This is a genomic window from Streptomyces sp. NPDC089919, assembly GCF_040684615.1.
GTDB lineage: Bacteria > Actinomycetota > Actinomycetes > Streptomycetales > Streptomycetaceae > Streptomyces.
In genome coordinates this window covers 158,836-176,910 of record NZ_JBFBGK010000002.1, presented here as the reverse complement: position 1 = coordinate 176,910, position 18,075 = coordinate 158,836, and the positions used below count along the sequence as shown (strand labels likewise).

The 18,075-nt window shown below is 74.1% G+C and carries 19 protein-coding genes; 11 read left to right on the top strand and 8 right to left on the bottom strand.

The annotated features are described in order from the left end of the window. Positions 1-2: 2 nt before the first annotated feature. Positions 3-1,145 (bottom strand): PLP-dependent cysteine synthase family protein, encoded by a 1,143-nt coding sequence (locus tag AB0O40_RS01895; RefSeq protein ID WP_365034576.1) that lies wholly within the window; start codon positions 1,143-1,145, stop codon positions 3-5. A gap of 216 nt (positions 1,146-1,361) precedes the next feature. Between AB0O40_RS01895 and AB0O40_RS01890 the strand changes: the two genes are divergently transcribed. Both AB0O40_RS01890 and AB0O40_RS01885 read left to right on the top strand, forming a co-directional pair. Continuing rightward, positions 1,362-1,646: a hypothetical protein gene (locus AB0O40_RS01890; protein WP_365034575.1), complete on the top strand. Its 285-nt coding sequence runs from the start codon at positions 1,362-1,364 to the stop codon at positions 1,644-1,646. Positions 1,647-1,888: 242 nt separating this feature from the next. Next, on the top strand, positions 1,889-2,413 hold the full coding sequence (locus AB0O40_RS01885; protein ID WP_365034573.1) for an ATP-binding protein: 525 nt from the start codon (positions 1,889-1,891) through the stop codon (positions 2,411-2,413). Between the two features lie 76 nt (positions 2,414-2,489). On the opposite strand, the gene AB0O40_RS01880 is transcribed toward AB0O40_RS01885, so the two are convergent. Next, positions 2,490-3,737, bottom strand: coding sequence for an ROK family protein (locus AB0O40_RS01880; RefSeq protein ID WP_365034571.1), 1,248 nt, complete (start codon positions 3,735-3,737; stop codon positions 2,490-2,492). A 110-nt stretch (positions 3,738-3,847) separates the two neighbouring features. Here AB0O40_RS01880 and AB0O40_RS01875 point away from each other — a divergent pair, with 110 nt between their 5' ends. The 3 genes from AB0O40_RS01875 (at position 3,848) to AB0O40_RS01865 (ending at position 5,736) form a co-directional block, all read left to right on the top strand. Continuing rightward, positions 3,848-4,516, top strand: coding sequence for an alpha-ketoglutarate-dependent dioxygenase AlkB (locus tag AB0O40_RS01875; protein ID WP_365034569.1), 669 nt, complete (start codon positions 3,848-3,850; stop codon positions 4,514-4,516). A 134-nt stretch (positions 4,517-4,650) separates the two neighbouring features. Continuing rightward, positions 4,651-5,394 (top strand): maleylpyruvate isomerase family mycothiol-dependent enzyme, encoded by a 744-nt coding sequence (locus tag AB0O40_RS01870; RefSeq protein ID WP_365034567.1) that lies wholly within the window; start codon positions 4,651-4,653, stop codon positions 5,392-5,394. A 42-nt stretch (positions 5,395-5,436) separates the two neighbouring features. Beyond that, positions 5,437-5,736, top strand: coding sequence for a DUF6332 family protein (locus AB0O40_RS01865; RefSeq protein WP_365034565.1), 300 nt, complete (start codon positions 5,437-5,439; stop codon positions 5,734-5,736). 66 nt (positions 5,737-5,802) lie between these two features. Here the strand turns inward: AB0O40_RS01865 and AB0O40_RS01860 are convergent, their stop codons facing one another. From AB0O40_RS01860 to AB0O40_RS01845, 4 genes are all read right to left on the bottom strand, one after another. After that, on the bottom strand, positions 5,803-6,519 hold the full coding sequence (locus AB0O40_RS01860) for an ADP-ribosyltransferase (RefSeq protein WP_365034564.1): 717 nt from the start codon (positions 6,517-6,519) through the stop codon (positions 5,803-5,805). Between the two features lie 137 nt (positions 6,520-6,656). Then, a complete protein-coding gene (locus tag AB0O40_RS01855) occupies positions 6,657-7,358 on the bottom strand; it encodes a TetR/AcrR family transcriptional regulator (protein WP_365034562.1) in 702 nt (233 codons plus the stop codon). Between the two features lie 70 nt (positions 7,359-7,428). Then, positions 7,429-9,816: an excinuclease ABC subunit UvrA gene (locus tag AB0O40_RS01850; RefSeq protein ID WP_365034560.1), complete on the bottom strand. Its 2,388-nt coding sequence runs from the start codon at positions 9,814-9,816 to the stop codon at positions 7,429-7,431. Between the two features lie 176 nt (positions 9,817-9,992). Then, the gene (locus AB0O40_RS01845; RefSeq protein WP_365034558.1) at positions 9,993-10,412 is read right to left on the bottom strand and encodes a VOC family protein; all 420 of its coding nucleotides are present in this window, start codon (positions 10,410-10,412) and stop codon (positions 9,993-9,995) included. A gap of 78 nt (positions 10,413-10,490) precedes the next feature. Here AB0O40_RS01845 and AB0O40_RS01840 point away from each other — a divergent pair, with 78 nt between their 5' ends. From AB0O40_RS01840 to AB0O40_RS01830, 3 genes are all read left to right on the top strand, one after another. Next, on the top strand, positions 10,491-10,919 hold the full coding sequence (locus AB0O40_RS01840) for a helix-turn-helix transcriptional regulator (RefSeq protein WP_365034556.1): 429 nt from the start codon (positions 10,491-10,493) through the stop codon (positions 10,917-10,919). A gap of 9 nt (positions 10,920-10,928) precedes the next feature. Continuing rightward, entirely contained in the window at positions 10,929-11,345 is a 417-nt protein-coding gene (locus AB0O40_RS01835; RefSeq protein WP_365034554.1) for a VOC family protein, read from the top strand. 148 nt (positions 11,346-11,493) lie between these two features. Continuing rightward, positions 11,494-11,982 carry a nitroreductase family deazaflavin-dependent oxidoreductase gene (locus AB0O40_RS01830; RefSeq protein ID WP_365034552.1) on the top strand — a complete coding sequence of 163 codons (489 nt, stop codon included), beginning with the start codon at positions 11,494-11,496 and terminating at the stop codon, positions 11,980-11,982. Here the strand turns inward: AB0O40_RS01830 and AB0O40_RS01825 are convergent. After that, positions 11,966-13,159 carry a geranylgeranyl reductase family protein gene (locus AB0O40_RS01825; protein ID WP_365034618.1) on the bottom strand — a complete coding sequence of 398 codons (1,194 nt, stop codon included), beginning with the start codon at positions 13,157-13,159 and terminating at the stop codon, positions 11,966-11,968. The two genes, AB0O40_RS01830 and AB0O40_RS01825, sit on opposite strands and share 17 nt — an antisense overlap. Positions 13,160-13,515: 356 nt before the next feature. Here AB0O40_RS01825 and AB0O40_RS01820 point away from each other — a divergent pair, with 356 nt between their 5' ends. Together AB0O40_RS01820 and AB0O40_RS01815 are read left to right on the top strand one after the other, a co-directional pair. Further along, positions 13,516-14,880 (top strand): dipeptidase, encoded by a 1,365-nt coding sequence (locus tag AB0O40_RS01820; protein WP_365034550.1) that lies wholly within the window; start codon positions 13,516-13,518, stop codon positions 14,878-14,880. 189 nt (positions 14,881-15,069) lie between these two features. Then, entirely contained in the window at positions 15,070-15,771 is a 702-nt protein-coding gene (locus tag AB0O40_RS01815) for an MBL fold metallo-hydrolase (protein ID WP_365034548.1), read from the top strand. A 45-nt stretch (positions 15,772-15,816) separates the two neighbouring features. Here AB0O40_RS01815 and AB0O40_RS01810 read toward each other — a convergent pair whose 3' ends face one another. Further along, on the bottom strand, positions 15,817-16,854 hold the full coding sequence (locus AB0O40_RS01810) for an NUDIX domain-containing protein (protein ID WP_365034546.1): 1,038 nt from the start codon (positions 16,852-16,854) through the stop codon (positions 15,817-15,819). A 181-nt stretch (positions 16,855-17,035) separates the two neighbouring features. On the opposite strand from AB0O40_RS01810, the gene AB0O40_RS01805 reads away from it, so the two are divergent. Next, a complete protein-coding gene (locus AB0O40_RS01805) occupies positions 17,036-18,022 on the top strand; it encodes a LacI family DNA-binding transcriptional regulator (protein WP_365034616.1) in 987 nt (328 codons plus the stop codon). Positions 18,023-18,075 lie beyond the last annotated feature (53 nt).

Below are 18,075 nucleotides of genomic sequence, written 5' to 3'. Positions count from 1 at the left end.
GCTCAGGCGCCCGGTTCCCGCCAGACGCCGGTGGCCAGCAGCGTCTCGAGGGTCTGCGCGTACGGGGCGAGGTCCAGGCCCTGCGCCTGGACCCAGGCGTCGGAGTAGTACTTGTCCAGGTACCGGTCGCCCGGGTCGCACAGCAGCGTCACCACGCTGCCGGTGCGGCCCTCGGCCACCATCTCGGAGACGATCCGCAGGGCGCTCCACAGCCCGGTGCCGGTGGAGCCGCCCGCCTTGCGGCCGATCGCCGCCTCCAGGGCCCGGCAGGCCGCGACGCTGGCCGCGTCGGGGACCTTCATCATCCGGTCGATCGCGCCGGGCACGAAGCTGGGCTCCATCCGGGGGCGGCCGATGCCCTCGATGCGCGAGCCGCAGTCGCTGTGGGCAAGCGGGTCGTGCTGCGTCCAGCCGTCGAAGAAGCAGGAGTTCTCCGGGTCCGGGACGCAGATGCGGGTGTCGTGCTGCATGTAGTGCACGTAGCGGGCGATGGTGGCCGAGGTGCCGCCGGTGCCCGCGGTGGCCACGATCCAGGCCGGTTCGGGGTACCGCTCCAGGCGCAGTTGCTGGTAGATCGACTCGGCGATGTTGTTGTTGCCGCGCCAGTCGGTGGCCCGCTCCGCGTAGGTGAACTGGTCCATGTAGTGGCCGCCGGTCTCGGCGGCGAGCGAGGCCGACTCGTCGTACATCTTCATCGGGTCGTCGACGAAGTGGCAGCGGCCGCCGTGGAATTCGATCAGCCGGCACTTCTCGGCGCTGGTGGTGCGGGGCATCACCGCGATGAAGGGCACGCCGATCAGCTTGGCGAAGTACGCCTCGGAGACGGCGGTGGAACCGCTGGAGGCCTCGATCACCGGGCGGCCGGGCCGGATCCAGCCGTTGCAGAGCGCGTACAGGAAAAGGGAGCGCGCCAGACGGTGCTTGAGCGAGCCGGTCGGGTGGGTGGACTCGTCCTTCAGGTAGAGGTCGATCCCCCACTCCTCGGGCAGCGGGAAGCGCAGCAGGTGGGTGTCGGCGGAGCGGTTCGCGTCGGCCTGGACCTTGCGCACGGCCTCCTTGAGCCACGCCCGGTACTCCGCATCGCTGCGGTCCACGTCCACCGTCGCGAGCGGGGCGGCGACCCCGGACTGTCCGGTCGTACTCATGTTCCGTACTCCTCCGTGCGTTCGTTCCCCCTGCTGCGCAATGTACCTCTCCCACCTGCGCAAACGCTCACTTTGGGGATCCATGCGGATCGCTTTGAGGGCGGTTCCGGAACGGGCCGGGCCGGCCCGGGCACACGGCCGAAGAGACCCTTGCACGCCCCCTGGTGCACCGGGCCCGGGCGCGGCAGACTGCCTCTGTCGAAGGGGGATCCGACCATGGCCGACCCAGACTTCAGCGCCATCGGCGTCCGGATCGAGCGCTGGCCGCGCGCCCTGACCCGGGCGGGCAAGGTCCTCATCCGTGACGGCCGGCTCGAGCTGCTGACCAGCGGTGACCGCGAGATCGACAGCGCGCCGCTGCGCGCGGTCCGCGCGGTCCGCACCTGGCCGGCCCGCCGGGGCGGCGCGGTGGCCCGCATCAACGGCCGGCGCTACCGGCTGCGGCTGCCGGCCACGCGCTTCGTGGAGGCCGTCCAGCGGGCCCGGGCGGCGCCGCACTGACGGACCGCGGGGCCGGTACCGCGAGTTGCGCGGGACCGCCCACCGGGTGACGCTGGATGGCGTCACCCAGGGTGCACCTTCGGTGACGGTGTGAACCGGGCCGTTCGCGGCCGGACCGCCGGGGCCCCGGGTGGCACCGGGCGGCCGGGCACCGGATCACATGCGGTAACCGCCTTCGCGGTCAGCACGTGCTGGATCGGATCGTCGTCTTCTTCCGGACCTCATTTCGGGGAGTCGCAGCCGTGATCAGTCATCGAAGCAGGCACTGCGCAGTGGAGCTCCAAGCGCTCCCGGCGCGGATAGGGCAAGTGCGCAGAATCGTTTCTGCACAACTGCGTTACTGGCAGCTGGACCCGCTCATAGACCGGGCCGCGCTGGGGGTGACGGAGCTCCTGAGCAACGTCCACCGCCACGCGGCGCCGGACAAGTCCTGCACCGTCGAGCTGGAGCTGAAGCTCGACCGGCTCACGGTCTCGGTGCGCGACCGGGACCCACGGCTGCCGCAGGTGCGCACCGCGGACCCGCTGGAGACCTCGGGGCGCGGGCTGGCCCTGCTGGAGGCCGTCAGCGAGTCCTGGGGCGCCCGGCCGCTGGCCGCCGCCGAGGCGGCGGACGGCCGGGGCGGGAAGGTCGTGTGGTTCGTCCTCCCGGTGGCCGTGGCCGCTCCCCCGCCACTGCGGCCGGTGAGCATCCTCCACCCGGACCCCGAACGCACACCACTCACCCGCTCGGGCGTACGCCTGGCAGCTGCACTCGCGCCGTCGTGAGACGGGTGGCCACCCGCCGGCCCCACCTGCGACTCCGGCGACCGTTCACGGCTGGCGCGTCCAGCCTGGCCGGCGCCTACTCGCCCACCGCAGCCAGCGTCCCCAGGGGGTCGTCCAGGACCGGTTGCCAGGCCAGTTCGGCGGCGCCGACGAGGCTGTTGTGGTCGAGGGTGCAGGGCAGGATCGGCACGCCCCCGCTGCGGCCCCACAGGCTGCGGTCGGCGACCACGGCGCGCAGGCGCTCGGGGTCGGCGTGCAGCAGCTCGCGGTGCAGGCCGCCCAGGATGATGCGGTCCGGGTTGAGGATGTTGACCAGGCCGGCGAGCCCGAGGCCGAGCCGGTCGATGAGTTCCTCCGTGGCGTGCCGTACGGCCGGGTCGGCGTACTCGGTGCGCAGCAGGTCGCGGGCCTGCTGGAGGAGTGAGACCTCGGGGCCGGGGTGCCGGCCGGCGGCGGTGAGGAAGGCCAGCGGGTCGGCCTCGACGTCCAGGCAGCCGCGCCCGCCGCAGTGGCAGGGGCGGCCCTCCGGGTTGACCGTGAGGTGGCCGACCTCGAGCGCCAGGCCGGAGCTGCCGGTGTGCAGCCGGCCGTCCAGGACCAGGGCGCCGCCGACGCCGCGGTGGCCGGTGGCCACGCACAGCAGGTGCTGGGCGCTGCGGCCGGCGCCGTGCCGGTGCTCGGCGAGGGCGGCGAGGTTGACGTCGTTGCCGGTGAGGGCGGGTCCCTCGATGCCGGCCGCGCGCACGCAGTCGGTGAAGATGTCCCGCACCGGGGCGCCGGCCGGCCAGGCCAGGTGGAGCGGGTTGAGGGCGGTGCCGTCCGGTTCGGCGACGGCCGAGGGGACGGCCAGCGCGGCCCCCACGCAGCGCCGGCCGCTCTTGGCGAGCAGCGCGGCGCCCGCGGCCACCACCTCGCCGAGGACCTGCGCCGGGTCGGCGGAGACGGTCACGCAGCCGGGGGCGGTGTCGACGATCCGGCCGCCGAGGCCGACCAGGGCGGCCCGGAAGCCGTCCGGGTGCACCTGCGCGGCGAGCGCCACCGGGCCCTGCTCGTCGATGGAGAGCCGGTGGGAGGGGCGGCCCTGGGAGCCGCCGGCGCCGCCGGGGCGGGAGTCGACCCGGATCAGTCCGAGCGCTTCGAGTTCGGCGGCGACGGCTCCGGCGGTGGCCCGGGTCACGCCCAGTTCGGCGGTGAGCACGGCCCGGGTGGGGGCCCGTCCGGTGTGGACCAGTTCGAGCGCCGGTCCCAGTGCTCCGCGTCCTCTTTCCAGTCTGGTCCGCGTGGACACATCCCCCACCCGCCGCGGGGCCGCTTCGCCGTTCATGACGCCGATCCTCGCATGATCCAGGGACAGACCCGCATCCGTGCCGCTCTCCGGTGGCCGGGAGCGCGGTGTCGCGGCCGGATTACGGTGGGGGGTGTGAGGTGTCACCGATGAGCGGGCTCTTCCCGCTGCCGCGCACCTCGCCGGCCCCGGGCGCGGTGCACGTGCCCGGGTGGCTCGGCGAGGACCGCCGGCGCGAGCTGGTCGCCGCCTGCCGGGACTGGGCCCGGGGGCCGGTGCCGATGCGCCGGACCCGGCTGCCCGGCGGCGGTGAGATGTCGGCCCGGACCGTCTGCCTGGGCTGGCACTGGCTGCCGTACCGGTACGCCCGTACGGCCGAGGACGTGAACGGCGCGCGGGTGGCGCCCTTCCCCGAGTGGCTGGCCGAGCTGGGCCGGGAGGCGCTGTGCGCGGCGTACGAGGACCCGGCGGCCGGTGACGGCTACGCACCGGACACCGCGCTGATCAACTTCTACGACGCGGACGCCCGGATGGGCATGCACCAGGACAAGGACGAGCGGTCCGGGGCGCCGGTGGTCTCGCTGAGCATCGGCGACACCTGCGTCTTCCGCTTCGGCAACCCGGAGGGCCGGGGCCGGCCGTGGACCGATCTGGAGCTGTCCTCGGGCGACCTGTTCGTCTTCGGCGGCCCGTCGCGGTACGCGTACCACGGCGTGCTGCGGGTGCTGCCGGGTACCGGCGACCCGGCCGCCACCGGGCTGCCGGCCGGGCGGCTCAACCTCACGCTGCGGATGACGGGGCTGGATCCCGGCCGCTGAGGTGCGGGGACGGGCCCGCGGGGGCGCCCGGTCCCCGCACCGGCGCCACCGGTCCGATCCGGCCCGCCGGGGTGCGGCCGGATCCCGCCGATCGCGGACGGGTGCTGTCACGGGCGGGTGGCAGACTCGGCCGCATGGAGATCGCTGAGCACATCAAGTACCTCGAACTGAACGGCCGTTCGCTGGCGGACGCGGCGGAGCGGGCGGGTACCGACGCCCCGGTGCCGGTCTGTCCGGGCTGGCAGGTGGCGGACCTGCTGAAGCACACCGGCGCGGTGCACCGCTGGGCGGCCCGGATCGTCGGCGAGCCGGTCCGCGAGCGCGCGGCCCAGGAGCCGGCGCCGGAGCTGTCCGGGGCCGAGCTGATCGGCTGGTTCCGGGAGGGCCACGCCGCGCTGGTGGAGACCCTGGCCGCGGCCCCGGCGGACCTGGACTGCTGGACCTTCGTCCCCGGGGTGGCGCCGCTGGGCTTCTGGGCCCGCCGCCAGGCGCACGAGACGGCCGTGCACCGGCTGGACGCGGAGTCGGCGCTCGGTGGTGCATTCTCCCCGGTGGGCGCGGAGTTCGCCGCGGACGGCGTGGACGAGCTGCTGAGCGTCTTCCACGTCCAGGCCTGGTCGCGGCTGCGGGTCCCGCAGGACGGGCCGGTCCGGGTGCTGCGGGTGCGCGCCACCGACACGGGTGCGGTGTGGACGGCCCGGATCTCCACCGAGCCGCTGTCGGTGGAGCGGACCGAGGACGGCCCGGCGGACTGCGAACTGACCGCGCCGGCCGAGTGGTTGTACGCCGCGCTGTGGAACCGCCGCCCGCTGGAGGGGTCCGCGGTGTCGGGGGACGCCTCGGTGGCGCGGCTGTGGGTGGAGAAGTCCCGGATCTAGGCGCCCTGATGTTCGCCGGGCGTCTGTGACACCCTTACGTCTATGGGGACTTCGGGGGGTACGGGCGACCCTGGCGGGCACGGCGACACCTGGGCCCGGGGGCAGACCGACCAGGAGCGGCGGGACGCGATCACGGTCGAGATCGGGTACGCCTTCGTGAGCGCCTGTCTGGCGGCGGCGCTCGTCTGGGGGGCGCTGGTCGGACCGGTGTTGCTGTTCACGCTCCCGCAGGCGGTCGAGCCCGTCCTGCTGGCCGCCGGCTACGGCCTGGCCGTGGTGGTCTTCGTGCTGCGGGTGGTCCACGTGCTGTGGCGCTTCGGCCGGCGGCGCGCGGGGGGCTGACGCCCCGGCCGCTCGAACCGGCACCGCCCCCGGACCGGCCGGGCGGCCGGTCCGGGGCTCACCGGCTCAGCCCGGGTAGGCCGCGCGCCAGGGCTCGTAGTGCGGGTTGTCCTGGCACAGTTCCATGATCTCGGTCTTCTTCTCCTTGTCGACGGGGCACACGCCGACGACGAAGCGGGTGGCCACGCCGCCGGGGAAGGCCACTTCCACCTGTGAAGCCCACTTGTGGGTGTCGCCGATGGTCTGGTTCACGTCGATCCCGCCGGGGGCGTCGATGTAGTAGTTCCATCCGCTCTTCCACCACGTCTTGTACAGGTCGTGGTCGTAGCTGGTGGAGACGAACGGCGAGGGCTGGTTGACCAGTACGTACTGCTCGATGTCGTACTGCCCGTTGATCACGTCCCGGGGCTCGAAGCCGGACTCGAAGACCACCGACGGGGGCCGGCTGTCGGAGCGGTAGAGCTGCTTGCAGTTGATCCGCCAGGACGGCGAGGGGGTGATCCGGTCCAGGTCGGTCCGGCGGTCGGTGGCGGCGAAGAGGTGGTCGGTCACCCGCGGGCAGGAGTTGGCCGGTGCGGCCAGGAAGGCCGCGGTGGCCGGGGCGGCGGGCGTGCCGGGGTGCCCCACCGGCGCGGTGTGGCCGGTGAGGGCGATGTGTGCGGCGGGGGCGGCCGCGACGGAGGTGGCGTCGGGGGTGGCGGAGGCCGCGGCGGACGGCAACACCGCGGCGGACAGGGCGAGGGCGAGGACCGCGGCACGGCGCCGCAGGACGGTGGTGAACATGCCGGTCACCCTGACGGGCGGGCGCGGCACCACCGGGGAACCTCACCCGAAGGTGAGCGTGTCAGCCCTGCCGAGACGTTTATGCAGGTGACAGGGGTGTCCCGGGTGGCGCCGGCCGGGTGCCGGACGGCGGGGCGTCAGTGCGCGGGGCCGTCCAGCAGCCCCACCGCGTGGGCGAGTCGGCCGGCCGCGTGGTCGAAGAAGGTGTCGCGGTCCTCGACGACCCGGTGGAACTGGCCGAACAGCTCGAAGGAGACCAGCCCCATCAACTGCGCCCAGGCGGCGGCCATCGCGGCCACCACCGCGGGCGGCAGGTCGGGCGCGAAGTCCGCGGCCATGCGGGCGGCCTCGGGCCGCAGCGCGTCGGGCAGCGGCGGCAGTGCGAGGCCGCGGCCGGTGTGCGCCTCGCGGACGATCGAGATCAGGACGACGGCGACCCGGGCGGCCGGCTCGACGGTGGCCTGGGGCGCCTGGTAGCCGGGTACGGGCGAGCCGTAGATCAGCGCGTACTCGTGCGGGTTGGCCAGCGCCCAGGCGCGGACGGCGCGGCAGACCTCGGTCCAGCGGGCCGTGGGCGGGAGTCCGGGGGCCGCGGCCGCGGCCCGCTCGGCCGCCTCGCCGACCGCGTCGTAGGCGTCCACGATCAGGGCGGTCAGCAGCTCGTCCCGGCTGGGGAAGTACCGGTAGAGGGCGGAGGAGACCATGCCCAGCTCGCGCGCCACGGCCCGCAGCGAGAGCTTCGCGGCGCCCTCGGCGGCAAGCTGCTTGCGGGCCTCGTCCTTGATGGCCGCGGTGACTTCGATACGGGCCCGCTCCCGGGCCCCGCGCACGGTACTCATGGCGTCAGTCTGCCACGAAGCGTGAGCAGCGCTCAATGATGCGAGCGCTGCTCACAACCGAGTGCACCGATCACGCCCCGACGTAGGCCGCCAGGTGCTGGCCGGTGAGCGTGGAGCGGTCCGCGACCAGCTCCGCGGGCGTGCCCTCGAAGACGACCCGGCCGCCCTCGTGGCCCGCACCGGGCCCGAGGTCGATGATCCAGTCGGCGTGCGCCATCACCGCCTGGTGGTGCTCGATCACGATCACCGACTTCCCGGCGTCGACCAACCGGTCCAGCAGGCCCAGCAGTTGCTCGACGTCGGCGAGGTGCAGCCCGGTGGTCGGCTCGTCCAGGACGTACACCCCGCCCTTCTCCGACATGTGGGTGGCCAGCTTGAGCCGCTGCCGCTCGCCGCCGGAGAGGGTGGTGAGGGGCTGCCCGAGGCTGAGGTAGCCCAGGCCGACGTCGGCGAGCCGGGTCAGGATGCGGTGCGCGGCCGGGGTGTGCGCCTCGCCGGCGCCGAAGAACGCCTCGGCCTCGGTGACCGGCATCGCCAGCACCTCGCTGATGTCCCGGCCGCCCAGCCGGTACTCCAGCACCGACGCCTGGAAGCGCTTGCCCTCGCACTCGTCGCACGGGGTGGCGACCCCGGCCATCATGGCCAGGTCGGTGTAGATGACCCCGGCGCCGTTGCAGGCCGGGCAGGCGCCCTCCGAATTGGCGCTGAACAGCGCGGGCTTGACGCCGTTGGCCTTGGCGAAGGCCTTGCGGATCGGGTCGAGCAGGCCGGTGTAGGTGGCCGGGTTGCTGCGCCGGGAGCCGCGGATGCCGCTCTGGTCGACCGAGACGACGCCCGCTTCCGCCGGTACCGAGCCGTGCACCAGCGAGCTCTTGCCGGAGCCGGCCACGCCGGTGATCACGGCCAGCACCCCGAGCGGGATGTCCACGTCGACCTTGCGCAGGTTGTTGGCCGTGGCCCCGCGGATCTCCAGGGCGCCCTTCGGCGTCCGGACGGACTCCTTGAGGGCGGCCCGGTCGTCGAGGTGCCGGCCGGTGACCGTGCCGCTGGCGCGCAGCCCCGCGAGGGTGCCCTCGTAGCAGACCGTGCCGCCCGCCTGTCCGGCACCGGGGCCGAGGTCGACGACGTGGTCCGCGATCGCGATCAGCTCGGGCTTGTGCTCCACGACCAGGACGGTGTTGCCCTTGTCGCGCAGCCGCAGCAGGAGGTCGTTCATCCGCTGGATGTCGTGCGGGTGCAGCCCGGCGGTCGGCTCGTCGAAGACGTACGTGGTGTCGGTGAGCGAGGAGCCGAGGTGGCGGATCATCTTGACGCGCTGCGCCTCGCCGCCCGAGAGGGTGCCCGAGGGCCGGTCCAGCGCGAGGTAGCCCAGGCCGATCTCCACGAAGGAGTCGAGGGTCTGCCCCAGCGCGGTGAGCAGGGGCGCGACGGACGCGTCCTTGATGCCGCGGACCCACTCGGCCAGGTCGCTGATCTGCATCGCGCAGGCGTCGGCGATGCTGATCCGCTTGATCTTCGAGGAACGGGCCCCCGCGCTGAGCCGGGTGCCCTCGCAGTCCGGGCAGGTGGTGAAGGTGACGGCGCGCTCCACGAAGGCGCGGATGTGCGGCTGGAGGGAGTCGACGTCCTTGGCCAGCATCGACTTCTGGAGCTTGGGGATCAGGCCTTCGTAGGTGAGGTTGATGCCCTCGACCTTGATCTTGGTCGGCTCCTTGTGGAGCAGGTCGTGCAGTTCGCGCTTGGTGTACCTGCGGATCGGCTTGTCCATGTCGAAGAAGCCGGAGCCGCCGAAGATCCGGCCGTACCAGCCGTCCATGCTGTAGCCGGGGATGGTCAGCGCGCCCTCGGACAGCGACTTGGTGTCGTCGTAGAGCTGGGTCAGGTCAATGTCGTTGACCGCGCCGCGGCCCTCGCAGCGCGGGCACATGCCGCCGGTCCGGCTGAAGGTGGCCTTCTGCGCCTTCTGGTTGCCGCGCTCGACGGTGATCGCCCCGCTGGCGTGGACGGAGGGGACGTTGAAGGCGTAGGCGCCGGGCGGGCCGATGTGCGGCTTGCCGAGCCGGCTGAAGAGGATGCGCAGCATGGCGTTGGCGTCGGTGGCGGTGCCGACGGTGGACCGCGGGTCGGCGCCCATCCGCTGCTGGTCGACGATGATCGCGGTGGTCAGGCCGTCGAGGACGTCCACCTCGGGCCGGGCCAGGGTCGGCATGAAGCCCTGCACGAAGGCGCTGTAGGTCTCGTTGATCAACCGCTGCGACTCCGCGGCGATGGTGTCGAAGACCAGGGAGCTCTTGCCCGAGCCGGAGACCCCGGTGAAGACCGTCAGCCGGCGCTTGGGGAGCTCGATGCTGACGTCCTTGAGGTTGTTCTCGCGCGCGCCGTGCACCCGGATCAGGTCGTGGCTGTCGGCGACGTGCGGCGCGGGCGACGGCGTGTCCGTCCTCGTGGCCCTGGTCATCGTGTCTCCCTCGGTGCGGGCGGTGTCCTGCGCATCATCCCCCGCATCAGTGACAGCGGCACGGGAAGGGGGACGGCGCGCAGCGCCCGGCCCGCGGGGGAAGCGGGCCGGGCGCGGCGGGGGCGCGGGGGCGGCGGTCCGGGGCGACCCCCGTCCGGTCCGGGCCGCCGCCCGCATCAGGCCAGTTCGTTGATCCGGACCAGGTTGCCCGCGGGGTCGCGGAAGGCGCAGTCGCGCAGGCCGTACGGCTGCTCGACGGGCTCCTGCACGAGCTCGGCGCCGCCCGCCCGGAGCCGGGCGAAGGTGCCGTCGAGGTCCTTGGTGGCGAGGGTGATGCGGGCGTACTCGCCCTTGGCCATCAGCTCGGCGACGGTGCGGCGCTCCTCGTCGCTGAAGCCGGGGCCGACGGTCGGCGGCTCCAGGACGATGGCGGTGCCCGGCTGCCCGGCGGGGCCGACGGTGATCCAGCGCATCTGCCCCGCGCCGACGTCGTTGCGGACCTCGAAGCCGAGGACGTCGCGGTAGAAGGCGAGCGAGGCCTCCGCGTCGGTGTGCGGGAGGAAGGTCCAGTGGATGATGAGGTCGTTGTCGTCCATGACCGCCACGCTAGGCGCGGGGCGGCCGGCCGCGCTTCTCCGATCCTGATCGATGCGGCGCCGTGGCAGACTGGCCGGGTGACCCGACCGGACCTCGACGACCTGGTACGGCTGCGGCGGGCCCGCGACCGGATGGACCGGGAGTACGCCGAGCCGCTGGACGTGCCGGCGCTGGCGCGCGGCGCGCTGATGTCGGCCGGGCACTTCTCCCGCAGCTTCAAGGCCGCGTACGGCGAGAGCCCGTACACCTACCTCATGACCCGCCGCATCGAACGGGCCAAGTCGCTGCTGCGGCGCGGGGACCTGTCGGTGACGGAGGTCTGCTTCGCGGTGGGCTGCACCTCCCTCGGGTCGTTCAGCTCGCGCTTCACCGAGCTGGTCGGGGAGAGTCCGAGCGCCTACCGGGCCCGGGACCACGAGGACGGCGCCGCCATCCCCGCCTGCATCGCGAAGATCCACACGCGGCCGGTCAGGAATCGGGAAGCGGGGCCCGGCGCCCGGTCGTAGCGTGAGGGCATGGACATCACGCTCTCCCAGTGCTTCATCGCCGTGGACGACCACGACAAGGCGATCCCCTTCTACCGGGACGTGCTCGGGCTCGAGGTACGCAACGACGTCGGGTTCGAGGGCATGCGGTGGGTGACCGTCGGGTCGCCCTCGCAGCCGGACGTCAACATCGTGCTGGAACCGCCCGCCGCGGACCCCGGCACCTCGCCGGCCGACAAGCAGGCCCTGGCGGAGCTGATGGCGAAGGGGCTGCTGCGCGGGGTGATCTTCGCGACGGAGGACTGCGACGCGACCTTCGAGCGGATCAGCGCGGCGGGCGGGGAAGTCCTCCAGGAGCCGATGGACCAGCCGTACGGGATGCGTGACTGCGCCTTCCGCGACCCGGCGGGCAACCTGCTGCGGTTCACCCAGCCGCTGAAGCGGTAGCGGCGGGCAAGGACAGGGACGGGGACGACCAGAGATCACCGCACCAAATCGAGAGCACTGCTCTTGCTTTGGTGCGGCGATCCGTGCACACTGTTCTCAAGCGAGAGCACTGCTCTCCCAATCGTCCCCGGAGGCCATCGTGACCGCCATGAACGCCCAGCCCGCCACCCCCGCTGAGCCCTCCGCCCCGGCCCCGAAGCACTACGTCCAGGCGGGCCCGATCGCCCGGCGGTTCAACGTCCTGGTCGGCAGGATGGCCCGGCACGGCATCAGCCTGGGCGGCGCCGCCGAGCTGTCCGTCCGCGGCCGCACCTCCGGGCAGCTCCAGCGCATCCCGGTCAACCCGCTCGAGCACGGCGGCGCCCGGTACCTCGTCTCCGCCCGCGGCCACTCCCAGTGGGTCCGCAACATGCGCGCCGCCGGCGGCGGGGAGCTCCGGGTCGGCCGCCGGGTCCGCACCTTCACCGCCGTCGAACTGCCCGACGCCGAGAAGGCCGACCTCCTGCGGGTCTACCTGGAGCGCTGGGGCTGGGAGGTCAACGCCTTCTTCAAGGGCGTGACCGCGAAGTCCTCCGAGGCGGAGCTCCTCGCGGCCGCCCCCGACCACCCGGTCTTCCGCATCACTCTGTCGGACTGACCGGCGCCTGCCTGCGGTCCAGCGTGTGCAGGGCCTTGCGCGCCAGCGGGTACGTCCGCACCAGTTCGCCGAGCGAGGTGGTGCCGCGGGTGATCCGCGCGAAGGCCTGCCAGGCCGGCCGGAAGCCGGTGAGCGCGGCGTGCAGCAGCCCCGGCCGGGACTCGAACAGCCGCAGCATGCGCCGCCCGACCGCCATCTCCACGCCCAGCCCGGCCTTGATGGCGAAGGCGTAGTTCAACGCCTGCCGGCGCGCGTCGACCGCGTCCGTCGCCTCCGCGATGCGCACCGCCCACTCGCCGGCCAGCCGCCCCGAGCGCAGCGCGAAGGAGATCCCCTCGCGGGTCCACGGCTCCAGCAGCCCGGCGGCGTCCCCGCAGACCAGCACCCGGCCGCGGGAGAGCGGCGAGTCGTCGGCCCGGCAGCGCGTCAGGTGCCCCGAGGACACCTCCGGTTCGAAGCCGGCCAGGCCCAGGCGGGCGATGAAGTCGTCCAGGTACCGCTTGGTGGCCGCCCCGTCGCCCTTGGCCGAGATCACGCCGACGGTGAGCGTGTCGCCCTTGGGGAAGACCCAGCCGTAACTGCCCGGCAGCGGGCCCCAGTCGATGAGCACCCGGCCCGCCCAGTCCTCGGCGACCGTGGCCGGCACCGGGATCTCGGCCTCCAGGCCGAGGTCCACCTGGTCCATGACGACGCCGACGTGGGCGCCGATGCGGCTGGCGCTGCCGTCGGCGCCGACCACGGCGCGGGCCAGCACGGTCTCGCCGTCCGCGAGCACCACGGCGACCGTGCGCCGGTCCGGCACCGCCGGGCCGTGCTGCTCGACCCGGGCCACCGCGGCCCGGGTCCGCACCTCGGCGCCGGCCTTCTCGGCGGCGGCGACCAGCGCGGCGTCGAACTCCGGGCGGTTGATGAGCCCGAAGAGGGTGGTGCGCGAGCGCCGGGTACGGGCGAACCGGCCGTCGAGCGAGAAGGTGACCGCCGAGATGCGGTCCTTCAGGGGCAGCGTGAAGCCGGGCGGCAGCGCGTCCCGGGACGGTCCGATGATCCCGCCGCCGCAGGTCTTGTAGCGGGGCAGTTCGGCCTTCTCCAGGAGCAGGACCCGACGGCCGGCCACCGCCGCGGCGTGGGCGGCGGAGGCGCCGGCCGGACCCGCGCCGACCACCACCACGTCCCACACGTCCTCGGCCCCCGGCGTCGCCGCCGGCCCGGCGGGCTCGCCCGCCGCCTCGGCCCCGGCCCCTTCCCGGGACTCCGCGGCGGGCGCCGCCTCCTGGGCGCCGTCCGCGCCGGGCGGCTGCTCCGCCCCGCCCACGGCCTCCGAACGCTGGGGCTCCTCGGCCCCCTCGGCCCGCTCCGCGCCGCCGTTTTCCCCGTGCTCGCTGCTCACGATGTGTCGCTGCTCCCGATCCCTGACATTGCTCCGATGCCGAGCGCATCCTACGGCGGACCTGCGCATGGGCCCGCTGTGGGAAGATCGGCTGTGCCTACCGGCATCCGTAGAAGTACAACGTCGCACCCATGAGGAGCGTGCCCATGTCGCCCCACCCGATCGCCGAGACCGTCGCCTCGATGATGCCCCGCGCCAAGTCGGAGCTGACCGAGCTGGTCAGGTTCCAGTCGGTGGCGGACTGGGCGCAGTTCCCCAAGAGCGAGAGCGAGGGCGCCGCGAACTGGGTCGCCGACGCCCTGCGCGCCGAGGGCTTCCAGGACGTCGCCGTCCTGGACACCCCCGATGACACGCAGTCTGTGTACGGCTACCTGCCCGGCCCCGAGGGCGCGCCGACCGTGCTGCTGTACGCGCACTACGACGTGCAGCCCCCGCTGGACGACGCCGCGTGGATCTCGCCCGCCTTCGAGCTGACCGAGCGCGACGGCCGCTGGTACGGCCGCGGCACCGCGGACTGCAAGGGCGGCTTCATCATGCACCTGCTGGCGCTGCGCGCGCTGAAGGCCAACGGCGGTGTGCCGGTGGGCGTGAAGGTCATCGTCGAGGGTTCCGAGGAGCAGGGCACCGGCGGCCTCCAGATGTACGCCGAGGCCCACCCGGAGCTGCTGGCCTCCGACGCCATCGTCATCGGCGACGCCGGCAACTTCCGCCTCGGCCTGCCGACCGTCACCGCCACCCTGCGCGGGATGACGATCGTCCGGATCCAGGTCGACACCCTCGAGGGCAACCTGCACTCCGGCGTGTTCGGCGGCGCCGCCCCGGACGCGCTGGCCGCGCTGATCCGCGTGCTGGACTCGCTGCGCGCCGAGGACGGCTCGACCACCGTCGAGGGCCTGGCCGGTGACGGCGTCTGGGAGGGCCTGCAGTACCCGGAGGGCGACTTCCGCTCCGACGCGAAGGTGCTGGAGGGCGTGGACCTGATCGGCGACGGCTCGGTCTCGGACCGGCTGTGGGCCCGTCCGGCCGTGACCGTGATGGGCATCGACTGCCCGCCGGTGGTGGGCGCGACCCCGTCGGTGCACGCCTCCGCCCGGGCGCTGGTCAGCCTGCGGGTGCCGCCGGGCATGGACGCCGCCGAGGCCAACAAGCTGCTGATGGCGCACCTGGAGGCGCACACGCCCTGGAACGCCCGTGTCCAGGTCGAGCAGGCCGGCTCCGGCCAGCCCTTCAAGGCCGACATCACCAGCCCGGCGTACGCCTCGATGGCCGCCGCGATGAAGGTGGCGTTCCCCGGCCAGGAGATGCAGGCGGCCGGCATGGGCGGATCGATTCCGCTGTGCAACACCCTCCAGGGGCTGTACCCGCAGACCGAGATCCTGCTGATCGGGCTGAGCGAGCCGGAGGCGCAGATCCACGCGGTCAACGAGAGCGTCTCGCCGAAGGAGTTGGAGCAGCTGTCGGTGGCGGAGGCGCTGTTCCTGGTGAACTACGCGGAGTCGAAGCGGGGCTGATCCCCACGGGGGCCGCCGGCCCGGGCCGAGCCCGGATCCCGGCGGCCCTTCCGGATGACAGCGCGCCTTCCGGATCCTCGCGGCCGTTCCGGATCCGGCGGGTCCGGTCCCGGACGCTGCGCTGTGAGCGGAGTCCGCGCCGGGCGAAGTCGCGCGCCCCGGGCGACCGTACGGTCGTACGGTCGCCCCATGGATCTTGTCGAGATACTTCCGCGCCTGCACCTGCTCCGTTTCCCCATCGGCCAGGCCTATCTGTGGCGGGACGGCGAGGGGGACGCCGCCGAGCTCACGCTGGTCGACGCGGGACATGCCGGCTCGGCCCCGGAGATCGAGGCGGCGGTGCGCTCCCTCGGCCTCGACCCGGCCCGGCTGCGCCGGATCGTGCTGACCCACTGCCACCGCGACCACGTGGGCGCGGCCGAGGAGTTGGCCGAGCGGTACGGCGCCCTGGTGCTGGCGCACCGGCTGGACGCGCCGGTGGTCCGCGGCGCGGCGCCGGTGCCCGAACCGGTGCTGCTCGACTGGGAGGTCCCGCTCTACGCCCACGGCCTGACCTGCCCCGAGGCCCCGCCGACCCGGGTGGACCGGGAGCTGGCGGACGGGGACGCGCTGGGCTTCGGGGACGGCGCGTACGCGGTGCACTCCCCCGGCCACACCGACGGCAGCATCGCGGTCCACCTGCCCCGGCACGGCGTGCTCTTCACCGGAGACTGCGTGGCGGGGGTGGGGCAGGTGATGCTCGGGGTGTTCAACACCGACCGGCAGCGGGCGCTGGCCTCCTTCCGGCAGCTGGCCGAGCTGGCGCCCTCGGTGGCCTGCTTCGGCCACGGCGACCCGCTGACCGAGGACACCGCCCGGGTCCTCAAAGAGGCGGCGGACGCGGCGCTCTGAGGGCGGCACCCGGCGGGCCCGGCCCGGTCAGCGGACCGGCCCGGCTCAGCCCACCGGTGTGCCCGCCTCCAGGTTGAGCACGGTCCCCCGCTCCCGGGCCCGCAGGGCCCAGCGCAGCCGCTCGTAGCGGACCGGCGGCAGCATCCCGGCCGCCTCCGACTCCGTGACGAACCGCCAGGCGCGCAGCTCGGGCCCGGGCAGCCGCAGGGTGCTCGCCTGGTCGGCGGGGAGCCGGCCGCCGTCGAAGAGGAAGCGCAGGCCGCCGTGGCCCGGCGGCCGGGGCGCCTCCCAGTCCACCACCAGCAGCCGCGGGGCCTTCGCCAGCCGGACCCCGACCTCCTCGGCGACCTCGCGCACGCCGGCCTGCGCGGGGGCCTCGCCGTCCTCGACGATGCCGCCGGGGAACTCCCAGCCGGGCTTGTAGGTGGGGTCGACCAGCAGGACCCGGTCCTGGTCGTCGAAGAGCAGCACCCCCGAGGCCAGGGTCGGGCCGGTGGGGTCGGGGGTCTGGACGATGTCGCACAGGCCCCGGGCGCCGGTGCGCAGCAGCGCGGCGATCTGCTCGGCGGTCTCGCGGGGGGTGCGGCGGCCGTTGTCCACGGCGCAGGCGTCGGCCCGCAGCCAGCGGTCCATCGCCTCCTGGTAGGCGGGTATGTGGTCCAGGGACCATTGCCGGACGCGGGTGTCGGCGTCCGGGAGGTCCGGTTCCACGCGGCTCGCGATCCGCTCCCGCAGGATCGTTTCCTCGGGGTCGAGCACGAAGTGCCGCACCGTGATCCGCCGGGCCGCGAGGGCGCCGAAGATCTCGTCCCGGTACTCCTGCTTCAGCACGGTCATCGGGACGACCAGGACCCCGCCGAGCTCGGCCAGCATGGCCGCCGCGCCCTCGATGACCAGCCGCCGCCAGATCGGCAGGTCCTGGTAGTCCGTCACCTCGGCGAGGCGCTTGGGCGGGAGCAGGTGGCGCAGGGCGCCGCCGATCACCTCGGGGTCGTACACGGCGCTGTCCGGGATCAGGCCGGTCAGTTCGCGTGCGGTGCTGGTCTTTCCGGCGCTGAAAGTGCCGTTGATCCAGACGATCACGAGTCCCCCTCATCCGAAGCCCCCTGTGGCTTGCCCGCAACACCCTGTCACGGAAACCCGGTTACCGGACAATCGCTCTAGGCTGGGGTTCCCAGCCGTCCGGCGGCCGACGTCCGGCCGCTTCCGTCCCCGGGAGGACCCGACCGTGCCCAGCTCACCCCGCTATGGCCGGCGGCCGACGATGAACGACGTGGCGGCGCGGGCCGGGGTCGGGCTCAAGACGGTCTCGCGGGTGGTCAACGCCGAACCGGGCGTGACCCCGGAGACCGAGCGCCGGGTCCAGGAGGCCATCGCGGCCCTCGGGTTCCGGCGCAACGACAGTGCGCGGGTGCTGCGCAAGGGCCGTACCGCGACCGTGGGGCTGGTGCTGGAGGACCTGGCCGATCCGTTCTACGGGCCGCTGAACCGCGCGGTGGAGGAGGTGGCGCGGGCGCACGGCGCGCTGCTGATCACCGGTTCGAGCGCGGAGGACCCGGAGCGGGAGCGGGAGCTGGCCCTGGCGCTGTGCGCCCGGCGGGTGGACGGCCTGATCGTGATCCCGGCGGGGGCGGACCACCGGTACCTGGAGCCGGAGATCCGGGCCGGGGTGGCGACGGTCTTCGTCGACCGGCCGGCCGGCGGGATCGGCGCGGACGTGGTGCTGTCCGACAGCTTCGGCGGGGCCCGCGAGGGGGTGGCGCACCTGATCGCGCGCGGGCACCGGCGGATCGGCTTCATCGGCGACCAGCCGCACATCCACACCGCGCAGGAGCGGCTGCGGGGGTACCGGGCGGCGATGGCGGAAGCGGGACTGCCGGTGGAACCGGCCTGGGTGGCGCTGGGGTCCACCGAGCCGGCGTCGGTGACGGCCGCCGCCCGGGGCATGCTCGGACGGGCGGAGCCGGTGACGGCCCTCTTCGCGGGGAACAACCGCGTGACCGTCACGGTCGTGCGGGTGCTGGCGGGCGTCGCCGGGCCGGTGGCGCTGGTCGGCTTCGACGACTTCGAGCTGGCCGATCTGCTGCGGCCGGGGGTGTCGGTGGTGGCGCAGGACGCGGCGGCCCTGGGGCGGGTCGCCGCCGATCGGCTCTTCGCCCGGCTGTCCGGTGCCCGGCCGGCCCCCGAGCGGCTCGTCCTGCCGACGCGACTGATCGCCCGGGGCTCGGGCGAGCTGGCGCCGCCGGCCTGAGGCGCACGGACGCCGCGCGGGCCGGGTGTCCGGTCCGCGCGGCGTTCGGGCTA